This is a genomic window from Achromobacter sp. 1012554356, assembly GCF_059760815.1.
On the sequence record NZ_JCBANC010000059.1, the window covers coordinates 1 to 26,015 of the forward strand.

The 26,015-nt window shown below is 67.5% G+C and carries 28 protein-coding genes; 7 read left to right on the top strand and 21 right to left on the bottom strand.

Features of this window, described 5'->3' with window-relative positions:
- Positions 1 to 439: 439 nt before the first annotated feature.
- The 6 genes from AC6LJW_RS23850 to AC6LJW_RS23875 form a co-directional block, all read right to left on the bottom strand.
- Positions 440 to 1,186: an SDR family oxidoreductase gene (locus AC6LJW_RS23850; protein ID WP_498088426.1), complete on the bottom strand. Its 747-nt coding sequence runs from the start codon at positions 1,184 to 1,186 to the stop codon at positions 440 to 442.
- A gap of 54 nt (positions 1,187 to 1,240) precedes the next feature.
- Positions 1,241 to 1,609 carry a cupin domain-containing protein gene (locus AC6LJW_RS23855; protein ID WP_498088427.1) on the bottom strand — a complete coding sequence of 123 codons (369 nt, stop codon included), beginning with the start codon at positions 1,607 to 1,609 and terminating at the stop codon, positions 1,241 to 1,243.
- A 101-nt stretch (positions 1,610 to 1,710) separates the two neighbouring features.
- A complete protein-coding gene (locus tag AC6LJW_RS23860) occupies positions 1,711 to 2,520 on the bottom strand; it encodes an AraC family transcriptional regulator (RefSeq protein WP_498088428.1) in 810 nt (269 codons plus the stop codon).
- A 15-nt stretch (positions 2,521 to 2,535) separates the two neighbouring features.
- Positions 2,536 to 2,928 (bottom strand): VOC family protein, encoded by a 393-nt coding sequence (locus AC6LJW_RS23865; RefSeq protein WP_056558318.1) that lies wholly within the window; start codon positions 2,926 to 2,928, stop codon positions 2,536 to 2,538.
- Between the two features lie 60 nt (positions 2,929 to 2,988).
- Complete coding sequence (locus tag AC6LJW_RS23870) at positions 2,989 to 3,990, bottom strand: formylglycine-generating enzyme family protein (RefSeq protein ID WP_498088429.1); 1,002 nt, start codon at positions 3,988 to 3,990, stop codon at positions 2,989 to 2,991.
- Between the two features lie 111 nt (positions 3,991 to 4,101).
- Positions 4,102 to 4,965, bottom strand: coding sequence for an AraC family transcriptional regulator (locus AC6LJW_RS23875; protein ID WP_498088430.1), 864 nt, complete (start codon positions 4,963 to 4,965; stop codon positions 4,102 to 4,104).
- A gap of 143 nt (positions 4,966 to 5,108) precedes the next feature.
- On the opposite strand from AC6LJW_RS23875, the gene AC6LJW_RS23880 reads away from it, so the two are divergent.
- Complete coding sequence (locus tag AC6LJW_RS23880) at positions 5,109 to 5,651, top strand: carboxymuconolactone decarboxylase family protein (protein WP_056558312.1); 543 nt, start codon at positions 5,109 to 5,111, stop codon at positions 5,649 to 5,651.
- Positions 5,652 to 5,671: 20 nt separating this feature from the next.
- Here AC6LJW_RS23880 and alkB read toward each other — a convergent pair whose 3' ends face one another.
- The 3 genes from alkB to AC6LJW_RS23895 all read right to left on the bottom strand — a co-directional run bounded on the left by alkB (position 5,672) and on the right by AC6LJW_RS23895 (position 8,683).
- Complete coding sequence (gene alkB, locus AC6LJW_RS23885; RefSeq protein WP_498088431.1) at positions 5,672 to 6,325, bottom strand: DNA oxidative demethylase AlkB; 654 nt, start codon at positions 6,323 to 6,325, stop codon at positions 5,672 to 5,674.
- A 1-nt stretch (position 6,326) separates the two neighbouring features.
- On the bottom strand, positions 6,327 to 7,040 hold the full coding sequence (locus tag AC6LJW_RS23890; protein ID WP_082578727.1) for a 2OG-Fe(II) oxygenase: 714 nt from the start codon (positions 7,038 to 7,040) through the stop codon (positions 6,327 to 6,329).
- A gap of 101 nt (positions 7,041 to 7,141) precedes the next feature.
- A complete protein-coding gene (locus AC6LJW_RS23895; protein ID WP_498088432.1) occupies positions 7,142 to 8,683 on the bottom strand; it encodes a phospholipase D family protein in 1,542 nt (513 codons plus the stop codon).
- A gap of 118 nt (positions 8,684 to 8,801) precedes the next feature.
- On the opposite strand from AC6LJW_RS23895, the gene AC6LJW_RS23900 reads away from it, so the two are divergent.
- Both AC6LJW_RS23900 and AC6LJW_RS23905 read left to right on the top strand, forming a co-directional pair.
- Positions 8,802 to 9,377, top strand: a complete 576-nt coding sequence (locus AC6LJW_RS23900; RefSeq protein ID WP_498088433.1) for a helix-turn-helix domain-containing protein — start codon at positions 8,802 to 8,804, stop codon at positions 9,375 to 9,377.
- An 8-nt stretch (positions 9,378 to 9,385) separates the two neighbouring features.
- Positions 9,386 to 9,922 carry a GNAT family N-acetyltransferase gene (locus AC6LJW_RS23905; RefSeq protein ID WP_498088434.1) on the top strand — a complete coding sequence of 179 codons (537 nt, stop codon included), beginning with the start codon at positions 9,386 to 9,388 and terminating at the stop codon, positions 9,920 to 9,922.
- 21 nt (positions 9,923 to 9,943) lie between these two features.
- Here the strand turns inward: AC6LJW_RS23905 and AC6LJW_RS23910 are convergent, their stop codons facing one another.
- Entirely contained in the window at positions 9,944 to 10,276 is a 333-nt protein-coding gene (locus AC6LJW_RS23910) for a hypothetical protein (RefSeq protein WP_427984369.1), read from the bottom strand.
- Positions 10,277 to 10,532: 256 nt separating this feature from the next.
- On the opposite strand from AC6LJW_RS23910, the gene AC6LJW_RS23915 reads away from it, so the two are divergent.
- A complete protein-coding gene (locus AC6LJW_RS23915; protein ID WP_498088435.1) occupies positions 10,533 to 11,348 on the top strand; it encodes an SDR family NAD(P)-dependent oxidoreductase in 816 nt (271 codons plus the stop codon).
- Here AC6LJW_RS23915 and AC6LJW_RS23920 read toward each other — a convergent pair.
- Entirely contained in the window at positions 11,345 to 12,100 is a 756-nt protein-coding gene (locus tag AC6LJW_RS23920) for a sulfite exporter TauE/SafE family protein (RefSeq protein WP_056558297.1), read from the bottom strand. The two genes, AC6LJW_RS23915 and AC6LJW_RS23920, sit on opposite strands and share 4 nt — an antisense overlap.
- A complete protein-coding gene (locus AC6LJW_RS23925) occupies positions 12,097 to 12,513 on the bottom strand; it encodes an SEL1-like repeat protein (RefSeq protein ID WP_056558294.1) in 417 nt (138 codons plus the stop codon). The genes AC6LJW_RS23920 and AC6LJW_RS23925 overlap by 4 nt, the downstream gene beginning before the upstream one ends.
- 121 nt (positions 12,514 to 12,634) lie before the next feature.
- Here AC6LJW_RS23925 and AC6LJW_RS23930 point away from each other — a divergent pair, with 121 nt between their 5' ends.
- Entirely contained in the window at positions 12,635 to 13,648 is a 1,014-nt protein-coding gene (locus AC6LJW_RS23930; RefSeq protein WP_427984372.1) for a LysR family transcriptional regulator, read from the top strand.
- Here AC6LJW_RS23930 and AC6LJW_RS23935 read toward each other — a convergent pair.
- Positions 13,572 to 14,972: an MATE family efflux transporter gene (locus tag AC6LJW_RS23935; RefSeq protein ID WP_498088436.1), complete on the bottom strand. Its 1,401-nt coding sequence runs from the start codon at positions 14,970 to 14,972 to the stop codon at positions 13,572 to 13,574. The genes AC6LJW_RS23930 and AC6LJW_RS23935 overlap by 77 nt on opposite strands.
- A gap of 132 nt (positions 14,973 to 15,104) precedes the next feature.
- Here AC6LJW_RS23935 and AC6LJW_RS23940 point away from each other — a divergent pair, with 132 nt between their 5' ends.
- The gene (locus AC6LJW_RS23940; RefSeq protein ID WP_056566150.1) at positions 15,105 to 15,581 is read left to right on the top strand and encodes a MarR family winged helix-turn-helix transcriptional regulator; all 477 of its coding nucleotides are present in this window, start codon (positions 15,105 to 15,107) and stop codon (positions 15,579 to 15,581) included.
- Here the strand turns inward: AC6LJW_RS23940 and AC6LJW_RS23945 are convergent.
- The 6 genes from AC6LJW_RS23945 to AC6LJW_RS23970 all read right to left on the bottom strand — a co-directional run bounded on the left by AC6LJW_RS23945 (position 15,568) and on the right by AC6LJW_RS23970 (position 22,389).
- Positions 15,568 to 16,476, bottom strand: coding sequence for a DMT family transporter (locus tag AC6LJW_RS23945; RefSeq protein WP_498088437.1), 909 nt, complete (start codon positions 16,474 to 16,476; stop codon positions 15,568 to 15,570). The genes AC6LJW_RS23940 and AC6LJW_RS23945 overlap by 14 nt on opposite strands.
- 79 nt (positions 16,477 to 16,555) lie before the next feature.
- Entirely contained in the window at positions 16,556 to 17,407 is an 852-nt protein-coding gene (locus AC6LJW_RS23950) for an AraC family transcriptional regulator (RefSeq protein WP_498088438.1), read from the bottom strand.
- A 66-nt stretch (positions 17,408 to 17,473) separates the two neighbouring features.
- Positions 17,474 to 17,965, bottom strand: coding sequence for a hypothetical protein (locus AC6LJW_RS23955; protein ID WP_313701041.1), 492 nt, complete (start codon positions 17,963 to 17,965; stop codon positions 17,474 to 17,476).
- A complete protein-coding gene (locus AC6LJW_RS23960) occupies positions 17,962 to 18,510 on the bottom strand; it encodes a hypothetical protein (protein WP_056558275.1) in 549 nt (182 codons plus the stop codon). The genes AC6LJW_RS23955 and AC6LJW_RS23960 overlap by 4 nt, the downstream gene beginning before the upstream one ends.
- Before the next feature lie 70 nt (positions 18,511 to 18,580).
- Positions 18,581 to 21,316 (bottom strand): cation-transporting P-type ATPase, encoded by a 2,736-nt coding sequence (locus AC6LJW_RS23965; protein ID WP_498088439.1) that lies wholly within the window; start codon positions 21,314 to 21,316, stop codon positions 18,581 to 18,583.
- 107 nt (positions 21,317 to 21,423) lie between these two features.
- Positions 21,424 to 22,389 carry a LysR substrate-binding domain-containing protein gene (locus tag AC6LJW_RS23970; protein WP_056558271.1) on the bottom strand — a complete coding sequence of 322 codons (966 nt, stop codon included), beginning with the start codon at positions 22,387 to 22,389 and terminating at the stop codon, positions 21,424 to 21,426.
- Between the two features lie 106 nt (positions 22,390 to 22,495).
- Here AC6LJW_RS23970 and AC6LJW_RS23975 point away from each other — a divergent pair, with 106 nt between their 5' ends.
- Entirely contained in the window at positions 22,496 to 24,793 is a 2,298-nt protein-coding gene (locus AC6LJW_RS23975) for an NADP-dependent malic enzyme (RefSeq protein WP_498088440.1), read from the top strand.
- A gap of 97 nt (positions 24,794 to 24,890) precedes the next feature.
- On the opposite strand, the gene AC6LJW_RS23980 is transcribed toward AC6LJW_RS23975, so the two are convergent.
- On the bottom strand, positions 24,891 to 25,271 hold the full coding sequence (locus tag AC6LJW_RS23980) for a hypothetical protein (protein WP_056558262.1): 381 nt from the start codon (positions 25,269 to 25,271) through the stop codon (positions 24,891 to 24,893).
- A gap of 183 nt (positions 25,272 to 25,454) precedes the next feature.
- Positions 25,455 to 25,820, bottom strand: a complete 366-nt coding sequence (locus AC6LJW_RS23985) for a DUF4148 domain-containing protein (protein ID WP_056558259.1) — start codon at positions 25,818 to 25,820, stop codon at positions 25,455 to 25,457.
- Positions 25,821 to 26,015 lie beyond the last annotated feature (195 nt).

A 26,015-nucleotide genomic window follows, 5' to 3' on the forward strand; every position in this document is an offset into this window, starting at 1 on the left:
AGTGTGCGCTCGCCGCGTCCTGTGCGGCGCAGGTGTCTGACACCCTGGGGAGATGCTCTCCGGTCTGCGGCGGTGTCTCAGCGGGTGTCAGACACCGGACCAGCGTGCGCTCGCCGCGTCCTGTGTGGCGCAGGTGTCTGACACCCTAGGGAGATGCTCTCCGGTCTGCGGCGGTGTCTCAGCGGGTGTCAGACACCGGACCAGCGTGCGCTCGCCGCGTCCTGTGCGGCGCAGGTGTCTGACACCCTAGGGAGATGCTCTCCGGTCTGCGGCGGTGTCTCAGCGGGTGTCAGACACCGGACCAGCGTGCGCTCGCCGCGTGCTGTGTGGCGCAGGTGTCTGACACCCTAGGGAGATGCTCTCCGGTTTGCGGCGGTGTCTCAGCGGGTGTCAGACACCGGACCAGGATCTCCCCGGCGGCGTCTTGCCTGGAGGCCCGTCAACTGCCGCCCGACACCTCGATGAACGAGCCACTGGTATAGTTGGCCTCGTCCGAGAACAGCCACATCACCGCCCCGGCCACTTCTTCCACCGTGCCCCCGCGGCGCAGCGGAATGACGCTTTTCAGCCGGTCCACCCGGCCCGGCTCGCCGCCGCTGGCGTGCATCTCGGTGTAGATCGTGCCGGGGCGCACGCCGTTCACCCGGATGCCTTCGGGCGCGACTTCCTTGGAAAGCCCGATGGTCAGTGTGTCCATTGCACCCTTGGACGCGGCGTAGTCCACGTATTCGTTGGGTGATCCCAACCGCGCGGCAGCCGACGACACGTTGACGATGGCGCCGCCCTGGCCGCCGAGGCGCGGCGACATCCGCCGCACGGCTTCGCGCGCGCATATGAACGCGCCGACGACATTGGTGGACAGCACCCGGTGCAGCCGGGCGGCGTCCATGTCCTCCACACGCATCTGCTTTTCCAGGATGCCGGCATTGTTGACCAGCGCGTCGATGCGGCCCAGATGCTCGTCCAGCGTGCGGAACATGCGCAGTACCTGGTCTTCCTGGGCGACATCCGCCTGAATCGCAACGGCCTTGCCGCCGCCGCGGACGATCTCGTCCACCACCGCCTGCGCGGCGCCGGCATTGGCGTGGTAGTTGACGCCGACCGCGTAGCCGCGGCGCGCGGCCAGTTTGGCGACGGCGGCCCCGATGCCGCGGCTGCCGCCGGTGACCAGCATGACTTTGGACATGGTTTCCTCCTGTTGGGGATTCACTGTGGGCGACACGTTAGCAAACGCCGCCGATCAGATCCACACGTCGTTGGGCGCGCGGCGCGGGCCGCCTTCGTCGCCGGTGTTCGCGACGCCGCGCGGCTCGATCAGCATGAGCTGCACTTCCTGCGGCGCACAGGGCTTGTGTTCCACGCCCTTGGGTATCACCGTCATTTCGCCGGGACCCAGCGCAATCTCGCCGTCACGTAGTGCGATTCGCAGATGGCCGGCGATGACGATGAACGTCTCGTCTGTATCGGCGTGCGAGTGCCAGACAAAATCGCCTTTCAGCTTGACGAGCTTGAACTGGTAGTCGTTCATCTCCGCGATGACCTTGGGCATCCAGTGGTCGTTAATCAGGGCCAGCTTGGCTGCAAGATTGATGGAGGCGGGAACGGACATGGCAGGCTCTTGAGGATGGAAAGCCTCACGATACGGCGGCGCTGGGCGTGCCGTCTTGTACGATCGAGCAGGTTTTGCCGATGCGCCGCCGGCGCCGCGTGTCAGCCGTTCAGCATCCGCCGCCAGCGGTCCGGCGCCATGCCGTAAGCCTGCACATGGCGGCGCGTGAGGTGACTTTGATCGGTGAAGCCGGCGTCTGCGGCGGCCTGCGCCAGCGGCGTACCCGCCGCAATCAGCCGGCGCGCCAGGTCCAGGCGCCGCAGCATCACGTAGCGGTACGGGCTGGTGCCGAACAGCGCGCGGAAATCGCGTGACAGGCTCCAGCGATCCGTGCCCGCAGCGCGCGCCAGATCGTCCAGCAGAATTGGCTGATCCAGCGACGCATGGATGTAGTGCCGCGCGCGTTCGGCGGCGATGTAGTCGGGTGCGCGCCGGCCCGTCCGGCGGCCCGCGGCGGCGCTCAGCGCGTGCGCCAGTTCATACAACGCGTCGTCTTCCTGCAGCGGGTCGATGTCCTGCCCCGTGGCCGGGAGCAGCGCGCCGCTGGCCGCGTACAGCCGCGGATCGGCGCTGATGCCGTCGCGGATGAACGGTAGCGCGCGGCCGCCCAGGATCTGCTGGATCAGCGCCGGCTCCACGTAGATCATCCGGTAGTGAAAGCCCGCGTCGGTGCCGGCCTGGCCATCATGCGCTTCGTCGGGATGCAGCACGATGGTGCCGCCCGGCAGGCTGTGCCGCATGCCGCGCCGGTAATGAAAACTCTGTACGCCGGCAAGCGTGCGGCCGATGGCGTAGGTATCGTGGCGGTGCATGTCGTAGCCGTGGCCGCCGAAATACGCTTCGATGCGTTCGACCCGGCTGGACGGCGCGGCGCGCCGGATCCAATCTTTGCGGGTCGCATCGAAGGCCATCACCGGGTCCGGCTGTTACGCCGGCTGCTTCAACTGGACCAGCACGAACTCGTTGCCGTACAGGTCGATGAAGTGGGCGTAGGCGGCGGTCTCTTCGTGCACGGGTTCGCGCGTGAAGCGCACGCCCTTGGCCGAAAAGTGCGCGTGATCGCGCAGCACGTCGTCCGTGTAGAACACGCCGACCGGCTGGCCGCCGGTCTGGTCGCCCACGCGATCGCGCTGCGCCTGTGTCTGCGCTTGCAGCAGCCACATGCCCACCGAGGGCTGATCGTGCAGACGCAGATGCACATAGCGCTGCTGGCCGACAGGCATGTCGACAGACACCTCCATCCCGAGCTTGTCCCGGTAGAAGGCGATGGCGGTGTCGTAGTCGTTTACAAGCAGGACGAGACGGCCCAGCGTGTGCATGTCAGGATTCTCTTCAAATGGATCGTGCGGCCATGCTAACCCACCGGGAAGTCTTTTACGTCAGTCGGCGGCGTCGGCCTCGCGCAAGAGGCGCAGGCCGACCAGCGGATAGCGCGTTTCCTGCGTGTTCCAGTTGCGGTACGACGAGCGCGTGTACAGCGCCCACGTATGCCACGAGCCGCCGCGCCGCACGCGCACGTTGCCGGCGGCCGGGCCCTGCGGATCGTCGGTTGGCGAATTGGCGTAGTAGTCCTCGCCGTACCAGTCCGCGACCCATTCCCAGGCGTTGCCGTGCATGTCGTAAAGTCCGAATGCGTTGGGCGCATAGCTGGCGACCGGCGCGGTGAAGGTGTTGCCGTCGTGGCGCGGCGAGGCGAAAGTCTGCCATTTCGGCCACAACGGGCTGGCGTCGGCATCAAAGCCGTTGCCCACGTCCGGCATCGCGGCCGGATCGTCGCCGTTCTGGTAGCGGGTGCGCGTGCCGGCGCGGCAGGCATATTCCCATTCGGCTTCGGTGGGTAGGCGGTACACGCGGCCTTCCGTCTTGGTCAGCCACTGCGCCAGCGCCTGCGCGTCGTTCCAGCTGATGTTCACCACGGGGTGATCGTCGCCCTGCGCAAATCCCGGATTGCGCCAGGAATACCGGCGGTCGCGGCCTTCGAACGCGTCGCCTGACGCGGATGTTTCCGGGTCGTACGCGGCGTTGTAGCCGTAGCCGCCGGTGCCATCGGCTTCGGACTCCGGCACGTAGCCGGACGCTTCGATGAATCGCCGGAACTGGCCCACGGTGACTTCGGTGCGTTCCAGATAGAACGGCCGCGTGATGCGAACGGTGTGCACCGGCGCTTCGTCAAAGAGCTGGGCGTAGCGATCGGAAGGATAGTGCGGATAAGCGGCGGCCAGCGTGGCGGGATCTTCGTCGCTGCCCATCTGAAATGTGCCCGCCGGCACGCGCACGAACGTCATGCCCAGCGAGTTCTCGACGATGTCGGGCGGAGTGGCCGCCAGAACGGACGCGCAGGTCAGGGTGCAAAGCAGGGCGAGGGCAGTGCGGGTAGGCATGGCAGTCCGACGGGTTGGGCCTGAGGGGTGCGCAATAGTAGGGCCGCTGCGCGGCCGCCGCCAGACATGGTGAACCCTCATGTTGGACGGACGCGTCGCCAACGCCTGCGGTCAGCCTTCCCCAGCGCGCGCATCCAGCCATTGCCGCGGGGACGCGCCCAGCTTCTGGCTGAAGATGCGCGACAGGGCTGAAGCATTGGCGTAGCCCAGCTCGGCGGCGATCGTCTTGACGGCGATGCCTTCCCGCAAGCGCGACTGCGCCAGCGTCAGGCGCCAGTCGGCCAGATAGTCCGCCGGCGGCTGGCCGACCACGTTCTTGAACGCGGCGGCAAAGGCGCTGCGCGACATCCCCGCGCGGGCGGCCAGCGCCGCCAGCGACCACGCCGCGCCAGGCTGCTCGTGCATGGCGACCAGGGCGCGCGCCAGCCGCGGTTCGGCAAGACCCGTCATCAACCCGATCTGTATGCCCGCCTCGGCAGGATGGTCGATCAGCCAGCGCAACAGCTGGATCAGCACCACTTCAAACAGGCGGTCCGCCAGCAGGCGCTGCCCGCATCGCACCTGTTCGGTTTCGGCGAACAGCAACGCCAGCGCCTGCTCCAGTCCGCCGACGCGCGCCAGCGGCAACGCGATCAGTGGCGGGAGCGCGCGCACTAGCGGATGGTGGTCGCCGCCTTCGAAATGCAGCGTGGCGCAGGTGAAGTCCGAGCCGTCCTCGGGCGGGTTGTGGAATTCATGGTGGACCGGGCGTGCGTAAAACAGCAGCGTCGGCTCGGCCACGCGCAGCCGGCGGGGCAGACCGCTGCCGGCCCGGTGCGCAACCTCCATGTCCCCGCGCCGCAGCACATGCAGGAAGGCGCGCCCGGGTTCGGGCGCGAACCGGTTCAGGCCGCACAGCGGGCCGGCATGGAACAGCTGCGCCCGCACGCGGAACCGGTCGAGCAGGGCGGACAGACGGTCAAGCGAGGGCGTCATGGCGTCTTGGACGAATAGATATGAATCGTGGACGATAGGTGCCCAATATTACTCCTGAGCCGCCCATACTGGCGCAAAGGCAGCAGGAAACCAACCGGCGCCTTTCCCACAACGACCGAATCAACTCACTGAAAGGAAACATCATGTCCCGCGTTCAACTCATCGACTCCTCCGTTGCTCCCGCTGCCAGCAAGGCGCTGCTTGACCAGATCCACGGCGCCTTCGGCGCGACCCCCAACATGTTCCGCGCGGTCGCGAACTCGCCCGCCGCCCTGAAAAGCATGTGGGGCGCGTTCGGTGCCCTGGGCGGTGGCGTGCTGCCCCCGCAACTGACGGAAAAGATCGCCGTCGCCGTTGCCGACCGCAACCGCTGCGAATACTGCCTGGCCGCGCACACCGCGCTGGGCCGCAAGGCCGGCGCCAGCGCCGAACAGATGGCCGCGGCCCAGGCCGGCCGCGCCGACGATCCGCAGACCGCCGCGGCGCTGGATTTTGCGCTGAAGCTGGTGCGCCAGCACGGCCAGGTGGCCGACACCGACGTGGCGGCGGTGCGCGCGGCCGGCTTCAATGACGAGCAGATCGTCGAGATCCTGGCGCATGTGGCGTTGAACCTCTTCACCAACTACGTGAATGTGGCGTTCGACGTGCCGGTGGATTTCCCGCGTGTGCAGTTGCGTGCTGCGTGATCAATACGGGCCGCGCGCCCCTAGCCCGCCTTGCGAATCGTGAAGTTGATGCGCCGGCTGCCCAACCGCGGATGCGGCAGGTCCTTCAGCGGCATCACCCCATGAAACCGCAGGCGGTCCACGCCGCCCCACACCACCACGTCGCCGTGAAATAGCGGCACCCGCGCCGCGCGATCGGCGCGGTCGTCTCCCCCGAACAGAAACATCGCCGGCATGCCCAGCGACACCGACACGATGGGCGCGCCGAAATCGCGCTCGTTGCGGTCCTGGTGCAGCGACAGACGCGAGCCGGGTTCGTAGCGGTTGACCAGGCACGCATCCGGCTCGAAGTCCGGAAAGCCGGCTTCCCGCGCCGCGTCCCGCGCCAATTGCATGAAGGCCTGCGGCATCGCCGGCCAGGGCTGACCGGACACCGGATCGATGCGGCTGTAGCGATAGCCGCGGGCGTCCGTCGTCCAACCGAGCTCGCCGCAATTGGTCAACGCCACCGACATCGTGTAGCCGCCGGGCGTCTCCATGTGCCGGAACGGCGACTGCGCGGTCACGTCGTCCACGCCGGCCAGCAGTGCGTCCACGGTCGGCAGCGCAAAGCCGCGCAGCACCACCGATTGCGGGCCGAGTATCACGCGGCCCTGCTGGGCGGGATCGTCGCCGCCGAATAGATCCAGGGTCATGTCACACCGCGTCGTGAAAGATGATGCCCAGCGTGTGGCGCTGTCCCGACCGCAGTTCGCTCACACCGTGGCGCATGGCCACCTTGCGCCACCCGCGCACGCCGGGAACCGGGCGCTGGTTCACCGTGAAGATCAGCGCATCGCCCTGTTGCAGCGGCAGCACGTCGGCGCGCTGCTCGCGGCTGCCGGTTTCCGTCATGACGAATTCACCGCCCGTGAAATCCGTGCCGGGCGCGGACAGCAGTACCGCCACCTGCAGCGGAAACACGTGCTCGCCATACAGGTCCTGGTGCAGGCAGTTGAAGTCGCCCGGCCCATACTGCAGGATCAACGGCGTCGGCCGGCGCTGGCCGGCCGCATGGCAGCGCGCAAGAAAATCCGCGTGGTCCGCCGGATACTGCACGGCGATACCCATCTGCCGGTTCCACCGGTTGGCGATGGGCGCCAGTTGGATATAAAGCGCGCCGCGCAGGCGGGCAAGCAGGTCAGGCAATGGGTAGCGGAAATACTTGTATTCGCCGCGGCCGAATCCGTGGCGCGCCATCACGATCCGGCTTCGGTAGGGATCATGGAGGTCGTAGGCGTCCGACAGCCCGTTGCATTGCGCAGGCGTCAACAACGCGGGCAGGATGGCGTTGCCGTGCGCGTCGAGGTCGGCGGCGGCGCGGGTCCAATCCTGCTGGGCGAGCAGGGCGTCGGCGGGCGTCGTGGTCATGGTCGTTGAATGGAAAACCGGTGCAAATAAAGCTGCGTCCAGTCTACGCCTTGCGGAAAAACGGGCCACTCCGCTTGTTGCGGATTCCGATCATTGCACCCCTACAGCAGCGGCTCCAGCGGCAGCAGCGACGCCACCCACACCGTCGCGCGCTGCAGCAGGCTGGCGCCCGGCTCGCGGTCGTGGCGCAGCGTGTGGCCGTCGCGCTCTTCCAGCCAGTAAAGCTTGCCCATTTCGTCCAGCTTGACCCGGTAGGCGGTGCGGGGCAGTTCCTCGTCAAAGGATTTCTCGATGCCCCGGGCCAGCGCCGGGCTGTCGATCACGAAGCCCAGTTCGGTGTTCAAGCGCGCTGAACGGGGATCGAAATTGAATGACCCGACGAAGACGCGCTCGCCATCCACCGCGAAGGTCTTGGCGTGCAGGCTGGAGCCGGAACTGCCGAAGGGGCCCATGCTCTTGTTGCGCTCGACGCCCTGCACCGCGCGCTTCATTTCGTAGAGCTCGACGCCGGCGGCCAGCAGGTCCTTGCGGCGCTTGGCGTAGCCCGAATGCACGACTGCCACGTCGGTGGCTTCCAGCGCGTTGGTCAGCACCCTGACCTTGACGCCGTTGCGCGCCATCTTGGCGAATGCCTGCGTGCCCGCGGCGGTGGGTACGAAATAGGGCGACACCAGCAGCAGTTCCTTCGCCGGCTCGCCCACGATCTCGTGCAACTGGTGCGGCAGCATCGCCTCGCGCGGCGCGGTGCCCAGCGTCTTGCCGGGATCGTCGCTGACCATGCGGGTGCGTGACCATTCCAGCGGCAGTTCGCCACGCAGCAATTGCCGGATGAAGGGCAGGTCGCGCATGGCCTGCGCATAGGCCGCAGCCTCGGGCGATTGTTCGACGGCGGTCGCGTCCGCCTCCAGTTCTTCCAGTTCGTTCGACGCAGCCTTGCGGACGATGCCTGCCACCGGATAGGCGGAATCGCTGCGCCAGTAGCGGTCGAAGTCGGCCGACACGTCGCTGACGGCAGCGCCGATGGCCAGCACGTCCATGTCCCTGAACAGCACGCCGTCGGTGGCGCCAAAGTACTCGTCGCCGATGTTGCGGCCGCCGACGATGGTGGCCTGGTTGTCGGCGGTGAACGATTTGTTGTGCATCCGGCGATTCAGCCGGTTGAAGTCCGTCAGGTAACCGAGCGGCTTGGGCCAGCGCAGCGTGAAGGGGTTATAGAGCCGCACCTCGATGTTCGGATGCCCGTCCAGCGCGGACAGCGTCCGGTCCAGTCCCGCCGTGCCGTTGTCGTCCAGCAGGAGGCGCACGCGCACGCCGCGGTCGGCTGCCTCGTGCAGCGCCTCGAACAGCATGATGCCCGTCATGTCGTCGTGCCAGATGTAGTACTGCACGTCCAGGCTGCGCTCGGCCGCGCGCGCCAGCATCATGCGGGCGGCAAAGGCGTCCAGGGGATGGGCGAGGGCGTGGATGCCGGACTTGCCGGGATGCGCGGCGGCCAGCGGGGCGATCGCCTGGCCCAGCGGCGTGGCCCCGGCTTCCTCATCGGTAAGCCCCTGCGACACGCTGCGCTTGTCGAGCGAGGGAAGGGAGCAACCGGAGGTCAACGCGCAAAAGATGGTCATGTAGAGGAGTTTGCCCAAGTGCATGACCGCTATTGTGCCGAATCCGGCGCGGGTCGCTCGTAGTGTCCGGCGGGCGAACGGATTGCGCATCGGGGAAACCACGCGGTCGACGCGTTTTCATATCTGGGATAAATTCCCGCATATGGAACAAGCAAACGCCACCGCCGACGCCCGGCTGGATCTTCGCCTGGCCGCCCGGCTTAAAACGCTGCGCCAGGACCGGGGCTGGTCGCTGGACGATCTGGCCGGCCGCGCCGGCATCAGCCGCGCCACGCTTTCCCGGCTTGAGAACGGCGAGGTCAGTCCCACCGCCAGCGTGCTGGGCAAGCTCTGCGCCGCCCATGGCATGACCATGTCGCGCCTCATGCTGATGGTCGAGGACGACTTTGCCGCCCGCGTGCCCGAAGCCGAGCAGGCGTTGTGGGTGGATGACAGCGTGGGTTTTCGACGCCGTTCGGTGTCGCCGCCGTCGCAGCGCCTGGCGGGCGAGGTGCTGGCCTGCGAATTGGCCGCCGACGCCAGCATCCGTTACGACCACTCCCCGAGACCAGGCCTTGAACACCATCTGCTGATGCTGGACGGCGAGCTTTCCGTCACGGTGGATGGGCAAGGGCATCGCCTGCTGCCCGGCGACTGCCTGCGCTACCAGCTATTCGGCGCCAGCGCCTTCGTCACCCCGCCGCACAGCGGCGCCCGCTACCTGCTTTTCATCGTCTGAGCCTTTCCATGACCCCTGCAAATCTTGAATTGACGCTGCTGACGGCCGACGCCGCCTCGGCCGCCATCCCCGAACTGGCCACCTTGCTGCACGCGTGTGTGCAGGGCGGGGCCAGCGTCAGCTTCGTGCTGCCGTACACGCATGACGACGCGCAGGCGTTCTGGCGCCGCAAGGTGCTGCCGGGCGTCGAGAGCGAGGCGGTCAAGCTGTGGGTGGCGCGCGTGGACGGGCGGGTGGCCGGGTCTGTGCAGCTGGATGTCGACACACCGCCCAACCAGCCGCACCGCGCCGAGGTGCGCAAGCTGCTGGTGCATCCGGATTTCCGCCGCCTGGGCATCGCGCGCCGGCTGATGCGCGAAGTCGAGGACATGGCGCGCCGCCTGCATCGCAGCCTGCTCACGCTGGACACGCGCACGGGCGATTCAGCCGAGCCGCTGTATGCGTCGCTGGGCTATCAGACGGTGGGGGTGATTCCGGGCTTTGCGCGCGATCCGCTCGACCCGGCCAAGGTGGATGGAACGACGATCATGTACAAGCAGCTATGACCGGCGTTCCGGGCGGGGCGATCAGGCCAGCGGCTTGATGCCCACGCTGTAGGGTGGCGCGTTGCCGCGCGCGGCGGCCTTGATCTTCAGCATGGACCCGCCGGGCGTGTACTCGAAGTCCTGGTACGGGACTTCGAACCATTGGTGGAAACTGGTGCGCGAAAACTCCGGCACCCACACCTTTGCCCGTTTGGCGTCGCAGTGGAATTCCACCAGCGTCCGGTCGATGCCCAGCGGGCGGGTATTGCCGATGCGGTAGCTGACGCGCAGTTCGGCGCGCGCGACGCGGCCGGGCTGCCAGGTCAGGCCGATGGATTCCATGAAGTGTTCGATCGCCTCAATGCCGCGATACATAGCTGACTCCGAAAGCAGCGGGATAAAAGCCCCGCAGTGACCCGCCGCGCGTGGCGGCGGCAAACAGACGGATTATCCGCCATATCGCATTGCCGTAGAAATAGGCAGGTTTCACGCAAGATCCTGCCTGTACGCCCGCGCGGCCGATTCTTACTATCCTGTCCAGGGCCGCGCCGGCCGTGGCTCTGCGGAGCGCGGGGCATCGGCCGGGCGGCCAGGCATCTTGCCGGGGCCGCAAGCACGGAAAGGGAATCGCATGAATACCGAAAAAATCTGGTTGGTGACGGACGTGTCGGCGGGGCTGGGTGTCACGCTGGTCAAAATGCTGCTGGAGCAGGGGCATAAGGTCGCGGCCACGTCGGGCGATGGCGATGCGTTGCTGGAAGCGGTGGGCGCCAAGCTGGAAGGCCGGTTCCTGCCCTTGACGGTCAACCTGGCCGACGAGCGCGCGGTGCGCCGCGCGGTGGACGCCACGGCGGCAGCATTTGGCGGCATCGACGTCGTGGTGAACGGCGCCGGGCAGGGCGTGCAAGGCGCGCTAGACCGTTTGTCGGACGCGCAATTGCGCGGCACGTTCGATACCCACGTGTTTGGGGTGCTGAACGTCATCCGCGCGGTCATGCCGCGCCTGCGTGCGCAGCGCGGCGGGCATGTGTTCAATATCTCGTCGATCCTTGGCTTCGATGGCCGCGCGCCGGAATGGGGCGCGTATAGCGCCGCCAAGTTTGCCGTCAGCGGGCTGACCGAATCCCTGGCCGCGGAGGCCGCGCCGCTGGGCATCCGGGTTTCGCTCGTCTATCCGGGCGCGATGCGCGCGGCCGATGCCGAGGAATCCCCGGAACTCGCCGCGCGCGGCGTGCAGGGCTGGGACCAGGGCGGCGATCCGGTCAAGGCGGCGCAGGCGCTGATCCAGGCCGCCGAGGCGCAGTACGCGCCGCTGCATCTGTTCCTGGGCCGCGATTCCTTCGACCAGGCGCGCAGCAAGATCCAGTCGGTGCAGCAGGAGCTGGCGCGTTGGCGCGAGATGTCGGTGTCGATCGGCACTGTCGACGCAAGCCGCTTGGCTGCCTAGCTCCCCAACAGCCCGCGCCCGGCCTGGTAGGCGCCCAGCAGCGCCAGGCTGATCATGAAGCACAGCTTGAACGTGCGCGGCGACAGCCGATTGCGCAGCCGCTGTCCCAGCGCCATCCCGGCCAGCGCCGGCAGCAGCATCAGGAGCGACGCACTGGCGGCGCCTGCCGTGTAGCCGCCGTTCAGCCACAGTCCCGCGGCCAGCGCCACGGTCGACACCGTGAAGGAAATCCCCATGGCCTGGATGAGCGCGTCCTTGTCCAGTTTCAGGGCTTGCAGATAGGGCACGGCCGGGATGACGAAGACGCCGGTGGCCGCCGTGATGACGCCGGTGACCGTGCCGACCGCGATGCCGACCCATGGCTCATGCCGTGGCAGCACCGTGGGCGGCGTGCCAAACAGCCCCCAGGCGGCGTAGGCCACCAGCGCCAGTCCCAGGCAAATGCCGGCCCATTCGCCCGAGGGCGGACCCAGCCACAGCGCGCCCGCCACCGTGCCGGCGCAGACGCCGGCCTGCATGCCGGCGATCCGGCGCAGGACCGTCCGCATCGTGACCCACGGCAACGCCTGCCACAGGTTGGTGATGAGCGACGGCACGATCAGCAGCGCCGCGGCTTGCGCCGGCGCCATCACCAGCGCCAGCAATGCCATCGAAATGGTGGGCAGGCCCAGCCCGACCACGCCCTTGACCACGCCGGCCAGGACGAAGACGGCGACAACGGCCGCGAGCAGAGCGGGATCAAGAAGATTCATGCGGGCTCACAGTGCGCGGTCAGCGCGTCCTTGGGGCGGCCGAATAGGGCGTAGGCCACATCCTGCGACGGGCCTTCGTTCTGGCGGGCGGCGCGCAGCAGCCACGCGCGCCCCTCGCACAGGTCGGCGGGCAGCGACGGGCCATACAACGCCGGACCGCCGATCAGCACCATGCCCAGCATCCGCTGGGCGGGCTGGTGGTCGGCGCGCGCGGCGGCGCGCAGCCACGTCAGCATCGCGCCATGGTCGCCCTGCGTCTGGGCTTCCAGCGCCAGCGCAAATTGCTGGGCGGGCGTGATGGGGCCGCCAAGCCCGGAGTTCGCTTCGGCCACGCCTGAGGCGTGCAGCGCTAGTGCGACCAACGCCAGGCCCGGCCAGCACGCGGCACGGGTGCGCAAGAGTGAAATGTTCATGGTTTCCGCCTTTCTGGGTGGGTATGGACGCATTCTGCTGCGCTCGCCTGCCCGCGCCTATCGGGATCTGTCATACCCAGGCTATGGATACGCCTGAGGCTCGCGTGCTACGCTTTTTTCCATGCGCTTTGACCTGACCGACCTACGCCTTTTCCTGAACGTGCACGAAACCGGCTCCATCACGGCGGGCGCGGGCCGGTCGCACATGACGCTGGCGTCGGCCAGCGAGCGCATCCGCGGCATGGAAGACGCGTTGGGCGTGCCGCTGCTGGTGCGCGAGCCGCGCGGCGTGCAGATCACGCCCGCCGGACGCACGCTGGTTCACCACGCGCGGCTGGTGCTGGGCCAGATCGACCGCATGCGCGGCGAGCTGGATCATTACGGGGCCGGGCTCAAGGGCCACGTGCGCGTGCTGTGCAACACGACGGCGCTCAGCGAATACCTGCCGCCCGTGCTGGGCGCCTTTCTCAAGGACCATCCGCATATTTCCGTCGATCTCGAAGAGCGCCTCAGCCACGAGATCGCCGACGCACTGCGGACCGGCGCGTGCGACATCGGTGTGCTGGCGGACTCGGCCGATCTGCACGGCCTGCGCACGCGCATCTTCCGTCATGATCCGCTGACGCTGATCGTTCCGCGCGGCCATCCGCTCGCCGCGCAGCCGCAGGTGCTGCTGGAGGACGTGGCCGGGTTTGAATTCGTGGGGCTGGTGCAGGGCAGCGCGCTGCAGGAGCACATTGCGCATCACGCGCGCCGCAGCGGCAAGGCGCTGTCCTATCGCGTGCGGCTACGCAGTTTCGATGCCGTTTGCCGCATGGTGGGGCAGGGCGTCGGCGTGGCCATCGTGCCGCGCGCGGCGGCCGTGCGCTATGGCCGCGCGGCGGGGGTAAGCCGGGTGGCGCTGGCGGACCCCTGGGCGTCACGCGATCTGGTGCTGTGCGTGCGCGACGACCTTCCTGCGTACGCGGCGGACCTGGTGGCCTATGCGTTGCGCGACGCGCCGCCCGGCGATGCGGCCCAAACGCCCGTGGACCCGGTCCCCGACGCCCCTGCGCGCGTCACCGTGCGAACAGCCGGCGCCCTGGCAGGTGGCCGCGGTCGAACCACGAGCCCGACGCGACGGCGGCCAGGATGATCAGGCCGTAGACGCACATCGCCACGGCCGAGATCACGAAGAACACCGTCAGCGAACCGGTCACGTGCAGCGCGATGCCGCCCGCGCCGATGCCGATCAAGAGCCGCAGAAATCCCGCCGTCAGCGGCCACTTCAGCCTTCCCGCGCCCTGCGACGCGAAGTACAGCGAGAACCCCAGCGCAAAGAAGCCGTACACCGGACCCACGATGCGCAGATAGCCGGCGCCCGCCTCCAGCATGTGATCCTGCGCGCCGAACAGGCGCAGCCACGCTTCGGGGAAAAACGCCGCCGTCAGCCCGATTGCTTCGGCCAGCACGAAGGCCATCGCCCCACCCGTCAAGGCGATGCGCAGGGCGCGCTCGGGCTGGCCGGCGCCGATGTTGGAACCCACCATCGCCACCATGGGCGCGCCCAGCCCGAACGCGATCGGCATCAGCAGGTATTCCAGCCGCACCGCCACCCCGTAGCCCGCCACCGCCGCCTCGCCCGCGTAGGCGCCTACCAGCGCGGCAGTCAACGCCACCAGCGCGTTGGTCATGAGCGGATTGATGGTGGCCAGCGCGCCCACGCTCAGGATGTTGCGCATCAGCGCCCCGTGCAGCCGGCTGGCGACGAGCCGTGCCGCATTGCGTCCGCTTGCGCAATAGGCGCCCAGGATCAGCGTGCCGACGGCGTAATAGATCACCAGCGCCCAGCCCCCGCCCGCCACGCCCAGCGCGGGGAACGGGCCCCATCCGAAGATCAGGCACGGCGACAGGGGAATCAGCAGCAGGGCGCCGCCGCAGATGACCGCGCCTGGCACCAGCATGTTGCCGGTGCCGCGAATGGCGCTGGCAAAGGCATTCATCAGCCACATCAGGATGATGCCGCCGAAGATCACGTTGGAATACGCCAGCGCGGCATCGAGCGCTTCGCCCTCGGCGCCCAGCGCGCGGTACAGCGCGGGACCGGAGACCAGCAGCAGCACGCAGAAGGCGAGACCCAGCAAGGCGTTCAGCACGACCGCGTGCAGCACGAGCTGGTCGGCCTCTTGTTGCCGGCCGCCGCCCAGGGCGCGCGCCACCGCCGCGGAAATCCCGCCGCCCATCGCGCCCTGCGACATGTTCTGCATCAGCATCAGGACCGGCACGACGAGCGCCACGCCGGCCAGCACCGGCGTGCCCAGCCGCGCCAGAAACCAGGTCTCGATCAGGCCGGTGGACGATTGCGCCAGCATCATCAGGATGTTGGGCCACGCCAGCCGCGCCAGGGTGGGTGCGATGGGACCATGCAGCATCGCGTGCAAGCGCGCATTGGCGGGACGTGGCGAAACGGTCGCTGGCATGGGAAGGGCCGGAGGACGTGATCGGCAAAATTTACGTGCATATGCCAATATCTGTCAATAACGGGCTGGACGCGAGCCTGCCCCGGCGGTAGCGTTATGACCTTGCCCGCCGATTTTCCTTCTTTGGTCGCCATGTCCGACGCCTCGCTCCTCGGCTCCGCCGTTCCCCCGGATCCGCTCGTCTGTAACGGCGCTGCGCTGCGCAAGGCGACGCGCCGCGTGTCCCAGCTCTACGACACCGTGCTCGCGCCCTGCGGCCTGAAGGTGTCGCAGCATTCGATCCTGGTGCACATTGCGCGCGCGGGGTCGCCCTCGATGACCGATCTGGCCCGCGCGATGGTGCTGGACCGGTCCGCGCTGGCCCACAACCTCAAGCCTTTGCAGCGCGACGGGTATGTGCACATGATGCGCGACCCGCTGGACGGCCGCAGCCGCCGGGTCGAACTTACCGAGACCGGCCGCGCCAAGCTGGCGGAATCACGCCGCTTGTGGAAGGACGCGCAGAATCGTTTCGAGGCCGCGTACGGCGTCGAACGCGCCGCGGCATTGCGCCACGCGCTGGCCGATATCTTTTCGGATGAATTTGCGCTGGCCTTCAGCCGCGGGTAGGTGCGGCCGGCCCGCTGCGCCGCGTCCCGCCCAGCAACATGACCGCGCCGAGCACGCAGCCCATGCCGGCAATCTGCATGGCCGACAGCGGTTCGCCCAGCAGGCCGGCCGCCAGCATCACCGCGGATAACGGCGCCAGCGCCGTGAACAGCGCCGCCTCCGAGCCGGGCACGCGCGCCGCGCCCGCATACCAGAGCAAAAACCCGCCCACCGTGGGCATCAGCGCGTAATACGCGATCGCCGCGACCGCGTCCGGCGTGAAGGCCAGCGTCCACGGCGCCTCCATCAGGCTGGCCGCCGCCGAGAACGCCAAGCCGAACGCCGCCATCACCGTCGACAGGGCAAGCGGCGCGACCGGCGTTCGCAGGCGCTTGTTCAGCAGGATGAAGAGCCCTTCGCAGGCGACGGCGCCCACGATCAGCGCGTTGCCTGCCAGAGAGCCTTGCGCATCCGGTTCAGCCACGTCGCCCGACATCAGCCACACGCCAAACGCCGCCAGGGCAATCGCGGCCACGGCCGGTTTGCCCGGCCGCTCGCCCAGCAACAGCACGGCGATGGCGGCGGTGACCAGCGGGAGCGTCCCAAGAATGATCCCGCCGTCCACCGCGGAGGTGCGTTGCAGTCCCGCGATGAGCAGGGTCGTGTACCCGACGCTGCCGGCAACGGCCTGCACTGTCAGCAGCAGCCAGTCGCGCCGGTCGAGCCGGGGCAGGCGCGCGCCCGATACCGCCATCAGCAGCGCGAAACAGGGCAGCGCGATGGCAAAGCGCAGCGCGGTCGCGGTGAAGGGCGGCAGGGCCGCGCCAATGATCTTGCTGGCGGTCACGGTGCTGCCGACCAGCACCATGGCCGTCGCCAGATAGAGATAACCGAGCTGCTGTTTGCTGATGGCCATCGCATGCCTTTCCTGTGGAAAAGCTCAGGCTACGTGCGGGCGCGGCGCCGGTCTTGAATGAAATTGCAGGAAAGGCGGATCAGTTGCCGGTAGCCAACGCGTACCGGTGCGGCGACACGCCGTAGGCGCGGACAAAGAGCCGCGTCATGTGGCTCTGATCGGAAAAACCGGCTGACGCGGCCGCGCCGGCCAGCGCCATGCCCTGGCGGATCAGGAGGCGCGCCAGCAGCAGACGGCGCTGCATCTGGTAGGCATGCGGGGTCAGCCCCGTGGCGCGCGAGAAGGCGCGCAGCACCTGGTAGCGGGAGAGGTCGCTGGCGCCGGCCAGATCGGCCAGCGACAACGCGGCGGCCGGGTCGTCGTCGATCAGCGCAATCGCATGGCGCAGTGACGCCGGGATGCCATCGCGATCGGGCGGGGCCATGGCCGCGCCGCGCGGGCCGCCCGCCTGCGCCAGAACGCGCAACAGGAGTGCATCGCAGGCCAGCCTCGACGCGCCGGCGGTGACCTGCGTGTAAAGCGCGAGGACGCAGCCCGCCAGATCCGGCTGGTTGCGGGCAGGGTGCTCGAACGCATAGCGCAACGTCGGGAACAGCACGCCCGCGTCGTCAAGCGTCGGCGGGCCGTCGCCCGCGATGTCTGCGGTGCAGGCGGCGACCACGCCGGAGTCCAGATACAGCATCTGCCAGGCGCGTTCACCGTCCCCGATCGGCGCGCCGTCATGGACTTCGCCCGGATTGACCGTGATGACGTAACCCGGTCCGGCCTCGACCTGGCCGCGTCCGCTATGCGATACCTGGGCGCCCGCGCGCATCACCCCGATGCCGAACTGCTCATGCGTGTGCCGCGCGAACGCATGCCCGCTGCGGGCCGATACGGCCTGCACGCCGGGGATGGCGCTGCGTTGCATGTGGAACTGGCCAGCGGGCATGGCAATGGACGAGGCGGAAAAAGGCCGGTCCAGTATCGCCCGCCGCGCTTGCCGCGATCAAGCCTGCTATTGCAGCCCTGTCCAGCGCGCCACCGACGGTTCGGCCGAGGCCCACTTCCATTGCCCGTCCCGGCGCTGGCAGATCGTGCTGGCATAGGCGGGGGCGGCGCCTTCCACCTCCACCGTGAACAGCACTTCGCGGCAATGCGCCAGCGGCGTGTCGATGTCGCGCACCGCCTGGATGCTGCCGCGCTCGTTGCCCACCGGCAGGGTGCGCTTGATCTGCCACTGCCGGACTTCGCCGATGGGCAGCGCGCCGACCGTATTGGCCATGACGTTCTGCTGGTCGTTCTTCCATTCGCGCAGTACGTACTTCACCGTGGCATCCACCACGGCCTGCACCGTCACGCCAATTGCAAAGCCAGCAACGGGATTGGCCGTGGCTGCGCCGCTCAGCGTGCCGACTACCGCGCCCGTGGCGGGACCGATCGAGGAGCTCTGGCAGCCCGCGAGCGCCAGGCTGGCGGCCAGCGCCAGCATGCCAAACGCGCGCGTCACTGCAGCGAACCCCAGCGGGCGGTCGCCGGTTCGGCGCTGGCCCAGCGCCAGTTTTCGCCGTCACGGCAGACTGTCGTGACGTAGAACTCGCGTTCGGGATCGGCGCCCGCCTTGCCGGCGGGCGTGTCCACTGAGAACACCACTTCCTTGCATTGAAGGTCTCCGCCGCCGATCAGCCGGCTCACGGTGACCTGGCCGCGCGCGTCGTCCTCGATCGGCAACGCATGCTTGACGTTCCAGCTTGCGACCTTGCCCACCGCAAGCGCGCCGGCCGCCTTGGCGATCGCGTCCTGCTCTTCGCCGCGCGTCTGGCGCTGCGCATAGGCCAGCGCGGCCTTCGCGCCGGCCTGCACGCCCAGGCCGATGCCCGTGGCCACCGTGGCGTTGTCCGTCACCTTGTTGGCGATGGCCGTGCCGGCGATACCGGCCGCAGCGCCCGTGCCTTCTCCCAGCATCGAACTGCAGCCTGAAAGCGCGGCCAGCGCGGCGAGCCCCAGCAGGCAAAGCGCGCGGCGGCTCGCAAGGGTTGGCGAGATGGTGAACAAGCGGCGGGCCCTCCTGTGAAACTTGGCGGGCGCAAGTATAGGAGGGCGCACGGCCGCGCGGCCGAGGCCTTTACATTTGTTGGCATTTTTGTGCGGAGGCGTTCCCTCGCGCGCGCCACGTACGCAGCACCAGCTTCTCGACCTCAACCACGCAAAAGAGCACGCCGGCCGCCACCAGCGTCAGCGTCCAGTACTCCGGCGGCAGCGGTACGGTGCCGAAGACTTGGTTCATCGCGGGCAGGTAGATCAGTGCGCATTGCAGCAGGCCCAGCAGGATCGTGACCAGCCACAGCGCCTTGTTGCGGAACATGCTGAGCGTGATCGGCCACCGGTCCTGCAGCCGGCAGTTGAACAGATAGGTCCATTGCGCCGTCACCAGCGTCTGCAGAATGACAGTGCGGATGAAGTCTGGATCGCGCCCGGCAGCAATCAGGCTCTTTTCGATGATGAAGGCGGACGTGGTGAAGAGCAGCCCCACGAACGCGATGCGCCAGATGGCGAAGCCGTCCAGGATCGATTTCGCGGGATCGCGCGGCCGGCGCTGCATCATGCCCGGTTCGGCCGGTTCAAACGCCAGGCCGAAGGCCAGCGTGATGGAGGTCGCCATGTTCATCCACAGGATTTGCAGCGGCGTCAGCGGCGCCTGTGCGCCGGCCAGCAGCGCCACGATGACCAGCAGTCCCTGCGCCAGGTTGGTCGGCAGAATGAACAGGATCGTCTTCTTCAGGTTGTCGTAGACGCGGCGGCCTTCGCGCACGGCATAGGCAATGGAGGCGAAGTTGTCGTCCGCCAGCACCATGTCGGCGGCCTCTTTCGTGACCTCGGTGCCCTTGATGCCCATGGCCACCCCCACGTCCGCCTGCTTGAGCGCGGGCGCGTCGTTCACGCCATCCCCCGTCATGCCGACCACTTCGCCCATGGTTTGCAACGCACGCACCAGGCGCAGCTTGTGCTCGGGGCTGGTGCGGGCAAAGATATCGTGGTCGCGCGCGAGCGCGGCGAGCTGATCGTCGCCGATCTGCTGCAGCTGGGCGCCGGTCACCGCCTCGCGCACATGCGTCATGCCCAGCATGGCGCCGATCGCCAGCGCGGTCTCGGGGTGATCGCCCGTGATCATCTTCACGCGGATCCCTGCCTGGTTGCACTGCGCGATGGCCTCGATGGCCTCGGGACGGGGTGGGTCCATGATGCCGGCCACGCCCAGCAACACCAGCCCGTCCTGAAAGTCCGGATGGTCCAGCGCCGTGGCGCCCGCCGTGCCGGGCTTGTACGCCGCCGCCAATGTGCGCAGGCCTTGGTGCGCAAAGGCCTCCAGGCCGCGCTCCCAGTAGTCCAGCCGCAGCGGCTGGGGCCCGGCTTCGCCCTGTTCCTGCGCGCACAGCTTGAACAGCACGTCGGGCGCGCCGGTGACGTAGATGACATTCTGATCATGGTCGTCGCAGCGGCGCGCCATGTACTTGTAGCTGGAATCGAACGGCACCTTGCCATGTTTGGCGACGCCCTCCAGGCTCTGGCCGGCCTTGGTTGCCAGCACCATCATCGCGCCTTCCGTGGGGCCGCCCACGATGCGCCACTGCCCATCGGCATCTTCGTGCAGCTGGCTGTCGTTGCAGATGGCCGTGGCACGCACGAAGCGCGTCAGCGCGTCCTCGCGCTGCCAGTCCACGGGCGTTCCGTCGGATTCACGGGTGATCTCGCCGACCGGCCGGTAGTTGTCGCCCGACACGCGGTAAACGCCCTGCGCCAGCAGCACGTTCTTGGCGGTCATCTCATTCATGGTCAGGGTGCCCGTCTTGTCCGAGCAGATCACCGTCATTGCGCCCAGCGTTTCGACGGTGGGCAGTTTGCGGATGATGGCGCGGTTGCGCGCCATGCGTTGCACACCCAGCGACAGGATGATGGAGATGATGGCCGGCAGGCCTTCCGGCACGGAGGCCACGGCGATGCTGATCAACGACATCAGCAAGTCGGACAGCGGCATGTCGAGCACGTAACGGCCCAGCACGAACAGCGCCACCACCATCACCAGCACCACCTGGAAGATGCGCTTGCCCAGCAGCTCCATCTGTCGCAGGAGGGGCGTCTGCAGCGTCTGCACGTCCGTCATCATGCGGTTGATATGCCCGATTTCAGTATCGCTGCCGGTGGCCACGACGATGCCGCGCGCGTTGCCCGCGCTGACGTGAGTGCCCGAAAACCCGAGGTTCAGGCGGTCGCCCAGCGGCGCATCACCCGGCAGTGGCGCATCGTGCTTTTCGACGACAGTGGATTCACCCGTCAGCATCGATTCCTCGACGCGGAAATTGTGCGTATCGAAGAGCCGCACATCCGCCGGGATCTTGTCTCCGGGGCGCAGGATGACGATGTCGCCCGGCACCAGGTCGCGAGCGTCGATTTCTTCCTTCTGCCCGTCGCGCACCACGCGGGCATGGTTCGACAGCATATTGCGGATGCCGTCCAGCGAACGTTCGGCCCGGCTTTCCTGCACATAGCCAATGACGGCGTTGATGACCGCCACGGCCAGGATGACGCCGGTATCCAGCCAATGGCCCATCAGCGATGTCACCACCGCCGCACCCAGCAGGATGTAGATCAGCACGTCATTGAAGTGGCCCAGAAATCGCAGCCAGGCGCTGCGGCGGGCGGGTGGGGGCAGTGCGTTCAGGCCGTGGGTTTCCTGCCTGCGCCGGATCTGGTCCTGCGAAAGGCCCGCGGGACTGGTCACCTGAATGTCCAGCGTCTCGTCGACGGAGAACTGGTGCCAGGGGCGAGGAGCTTGCGGAGCCTGCGTGTTCGCCTGCGTCATAGCGTACGGCCTCCCGGAGGGACCGGCCCCGTGACCGTGCCGGGAGTCGGGGGCCGCACAGGTCAGTCCGGCGTCCATGATACGACGGGCTGCCAGCCCGGGGCGCATCACATCGGCCGCGAGCCCTTCAGATAGACCTCGCGCAACGCCGCCGCAAAAAGCGCCTCGACGTCGCGCCGCAATCCATCGGAGCGCGTGAACAGCGAGATCGGCGGAAGCGTCCAGTCAAACGAGTACGGCACGATGGCCGCGCCCGCGATGCGGACCAGTTCGTCGGCGATGTCGGCCGGCAGGATCGTGACGGCGCGGTCGCTGGCCACGATCATCTCGCCGATCAGCTTGGACGAGTCGCTTTGCACGGACGGCGGCGGCGGCGCCAGGCCAGCGCGCAAGAAGATGTCGGCCACTTGCTCGCGGATCGGGCTGCCCGGCGTGCCGAGGATCCAGTCCAGATCGGCCAGCCGGTTCCATTCCAGGCGCGACCGTCCCAGCCGGGCGGCCAGCCGGCGGCTGGCGATCAGACGCGGCTGCTGGTGGTACAGGACCTCGAAGCCGATGTTGCTCAAGTCGACCGAAGGCGTGGCCCAGCCGACGACCACATCCAACGTGTGGTCGCGCAGTTGGCGCAGCAGGGCCGGCCCCTGACCCTCGTGGATGGTCGCGGTCAGTTGCCGGCCCTGCGGCAAGGTGCGGCCGATCGCCGCCGACAGCATCTGGCCCGACACGAAGGGAATGACCCCGATGTGCAGGTGCGCGGCGTGCCCAGCGGCGACCGTTTCCATTTCCTGCACCAGATGGCCCAGGTCGTGGACCAGTGCGCGGGCGCGCGCCAGCACCACGGCGCCCATCGGCGTCGGCGTCATGCCCCGCACCGACCGGTCGAACAGGGGCACGCCGAACATGCTTTCCAGTTCGGCCAGCGCATTGGTCACGGCGGGCTGGCTGGTCGCCATGTGCTCGGCCACCCGGGTCAGCGACCCGTGCTGCTCGATCTGCAGCAGCAGCATCAGGTGGCGCATCTTCAGGCGCGAGGTCAATTTCCGGAAGACGGCGTCCGGATCAAAGGCTGTCATAGACAAGACATTAGGAAAACATAATGGGACGATATTAAATCCGAATGAACACCTTATGCCTTCCACCCTAGAATTTTGCACATTCAAGACAGCGAGGCCACAGCCCATGAACAACCCGTCCGACCGCCAGGCAGCCCTGGACTATCACGAGTTCCCCACCCCGGGAAAGATCTCCGTCGTGGCGTCCAAGCCGCTCGTCAACCAGCGCGACCTGGCGCTGGCGTATTCGCCCGGCGTGGCGGCGGCCTGCGAGGAAATCGTGGCTGACCCGTCCAACGTGTACCGCTACACCGCCCGCGGCAATCTGGTGGGCGTGATCTCCAACGGCACCGCGGTGCTGGGCCTGGGCAACATCGGCGCGCTGGCCTCCAAGCCGGTCATGGAAGGCAAGGCGGTGCTGTTCAAGAAGTTCGCCGGGCTGGACGTCTTTGACATCGAAATCAACGAGACCGACCCGGACAAGCTGGTCGAGATCATCGCCGGCCTGGAAGCCACCTTCGGCGGCATCAACCTTGAAGACATCAAAGCCCCGGAATGCTTCACCGTCGAGCGCAAGCTGCGCGAACGCATGAAGATCCCGGTCTTTCACGATGACCAGCACGGCACCGCCATTACCGTGTCGGCCGCCTTCATCAACGGCCTGAAGGTCGTGGGCAAGGACATCAAACAGGTCAAGGTCGTCACGTCCGGCGCGGGCGCTGCGGCGCTGGCGTGCCTGGACCTGATGGTCGATCTGGGCCTGCCGCTGGAAAACATCTGGGTGACCGACATCGAGGGCGTGGTCTACGAAGGCCGCACCACGCTGATGGACCCGGACAAGGCGCGCTTTGCGCAAAAGACCGACGCCCGCAAGCTGGCCGAGGTGATTCCCGGCGCCGACGTGTTCCTGGGCCTGTCGGCCGGCGGCGTGCTCAAGCCGGAAATGGTCGCCGCCATGGGCTCGCGTCCGCTGATCCTGGCGCTGGCCAACCCCACGCCGGAAATCCTGCCGGAAGTGGCGCACGGCGTGCGCGACGATGTGGTGATGGCCACGGGCCGTTCGGACTATCCGAACCAGGTCAACAACGTGCTGTGCTTCCCGTACATCTTCCGCGGCGCGCTGGACGTGGGCGCCACGACCATCACGCGCGAAATGGAAATGGCGGCGGTGCATGCCATCGCCGATCTGGCCGAGGAAGAGCAGAACGAAGTCGTGGCCGCCGCCTACGGCACCTATGACATTTCGTTCGGTCCCGAGTACCTGATCCCCAAGCCTTTCGATCCGCGCCTCATCGTGCGCATCGCGCCGGCCGTGGCCAAGGCTGCAATGGAAGGTGGCGTTGCCACGCGTCCGCTGGCGGACCTGGAAGCGTACGAAGAGCAACTGCAGCAGTTCGTGTACCACTCGGGCGCGTTCATGAAGCCGCTGTTCTCGGCGGCCAAGCGGATCGTGCGTTCGGGCGGCAAGGCGCGCATCGTCTTTACCGAAGGCGAAGACGAACGCGTGCTGCGTGCGGTGCAGGTGATCGTCGACGAAGGCCTGGCCCGTCCGATCCTGGTGGGCCGTCCCGCCGTGCTGCTGTCGCGCATCGAGAAATTCGGCCTGCGCCTGCGTCTGGGCGAAGACGTCGAAGTCACCAACCCCGAATACGACGAGCGCTTCCACCAATACTGGACGACGTATTGGGAGCTGATGAGCCGCCGTGGCATCACCAAGGAAATGGCGCGCGTGGAAATGCGCCGCCGCCTGACGCTGATCGGCGCGATGATGGTGCACCTGGGCGATGCCGACGGCATGGTCTGCGGCACGGTCGGCGCCTACCACGATCACCTGCGTTTCGTGGACGAGGTCATCGGCCGCCGTCCGGGTCACAACGTGTATGCGGCCATGAACATCCTGCTGCTCGACGAGCGCACGGTGGTGCTGGTCGACACGCACGTGAACGACGAGCCCACCGCCGAGCAGATCGCTGAATTCACCATCATGGCCGCGCAGGAAATGGCGCGCATGAATCTGGCGCCCAAGGTCGCGCTGTTGTCGCGCAGCAACTTCGGCTCGGGCAGCTCGGCCTCGGGCGAGAAGATGCGCCGCGCGCTGGAGCTGGTGCGCGAAGCGGCCCCGGACCTGGAAATCGACGGCGAAATGCACGGCGACTGCGCGCTGGACGAGGGCCTGCGCATGCGCATCCTGCCGTCGTCCACGCTCAAGGGCGAAGCCAACCTGCTGGTGTGCCCGAACGTTGACTCGGGCAATATCGCCTACAACCTGCTCAAGACGGCAGCGGGTGGCAACGTCGCGGTAGGTCCGTTCCTGCTGGGCGCCAATGCCCCCGTGCACATCCTGACCAACAGCTCCACCGTGCGCCGCATCATCAACATGACGGCCATGACGGTGCTCGACGCCAACCGCATCGAAGGCGCCTGAGCGCCCTCCAGCCTGCCGCGCGAACCGCGCGGACAAGACAATGCGCGCCGCTCCTCACGGAGCCGGCGCGCATTTTTTTGGGAGTGAGCGGCCAGGCTTAGTTCGCGCTGGCCTTCCAGGTGCCGTCCGGTTGCTTGCAGAACCAGAACTGCCAGGTTTCCGTCGTGGTGGTCCGCGCGAAATTGCCGACCAAAAAGCGGCAGACACGGTCATTGCCAGCTTTGGTGGTTTGCTTGGGCGTCAACTGCACCGTGATCGGCGCGGCCTTCTTGCGCTGGTGCGTGCTTTTCCATTCTGTGCTCTGGCCGTCGGCCGAGCTGTTCAGCGCCTGTGCCACGGCCTCGTGAAACGAGGCGCGGTCTGCCGGCAAGATTTGCGTGATGAGGGCGTCGTTGAGCATGACGGCCGGGGCGGCGACCGCCGCCGAGACCATGCCGGCGGACAGAAGCACTGCGGCAAGAACGCGGGGGTATTTCAAGATGGGCTCCTGATGTGAACAGCCAATGAGGCGGTAAGCGAGTCTGCACCGTGAATCTGAGCCGATAGTACGCCAAAAAAGGCCGCCCATCGGGCGGCCAAGCTACAACAAGGGGAGGGTAAATCGTCGCGCGGCCGGGCTGCCCTATACGTTGCGGGCCCCGTTGCCGTTTCAGTTTCCGTTTCAGTTGCCGTGATAAACGCCGGCGAACGGCATGTCATTCGGTTCCACGTTCGACACCTGGCCGGCGGCCTTCGCGGCGGCCAGTTCGGCCTTCACGTCGGCGCGGGTCTTGCCGGTGTGCGGCGTGCCATAGACCCCTTGGAACGGCGTGTTGTTCGGTTCGGCGTTGGTGTTGATGCCGGCAGCCTTGGCGGCGGCCTTCGCGGCAGCAAGTTCGGCCTGCACCTGAGCGCGGGTGGGGCCTTCGTACGGCGTGCCGTAGACGCCCTGGAAGGGCACGTTGTTGGGTTCGATGTTGGGCGAGGCGTAGGCGCCGGCGCTCAGTGCAGTCAGCGAGAACATCAAAGCGGTAGCAAGGGTCTTCATGGTAAACCTCCGATTTCTAGAGCCTGGGAGCGAATCCGGCGGCCTTTCCGTCGTGGTTCGTTGCTGTTTCCCGATGGCTTGAATCTTGCGCCGATCTAGAATGCGGATAAACCCGGATATCGGTAAAAGATAATTCCATCAATGGGAAAATGCGGCTTCAATTTCTATTGAGTCACCATTTTTGGAATGCCGAAG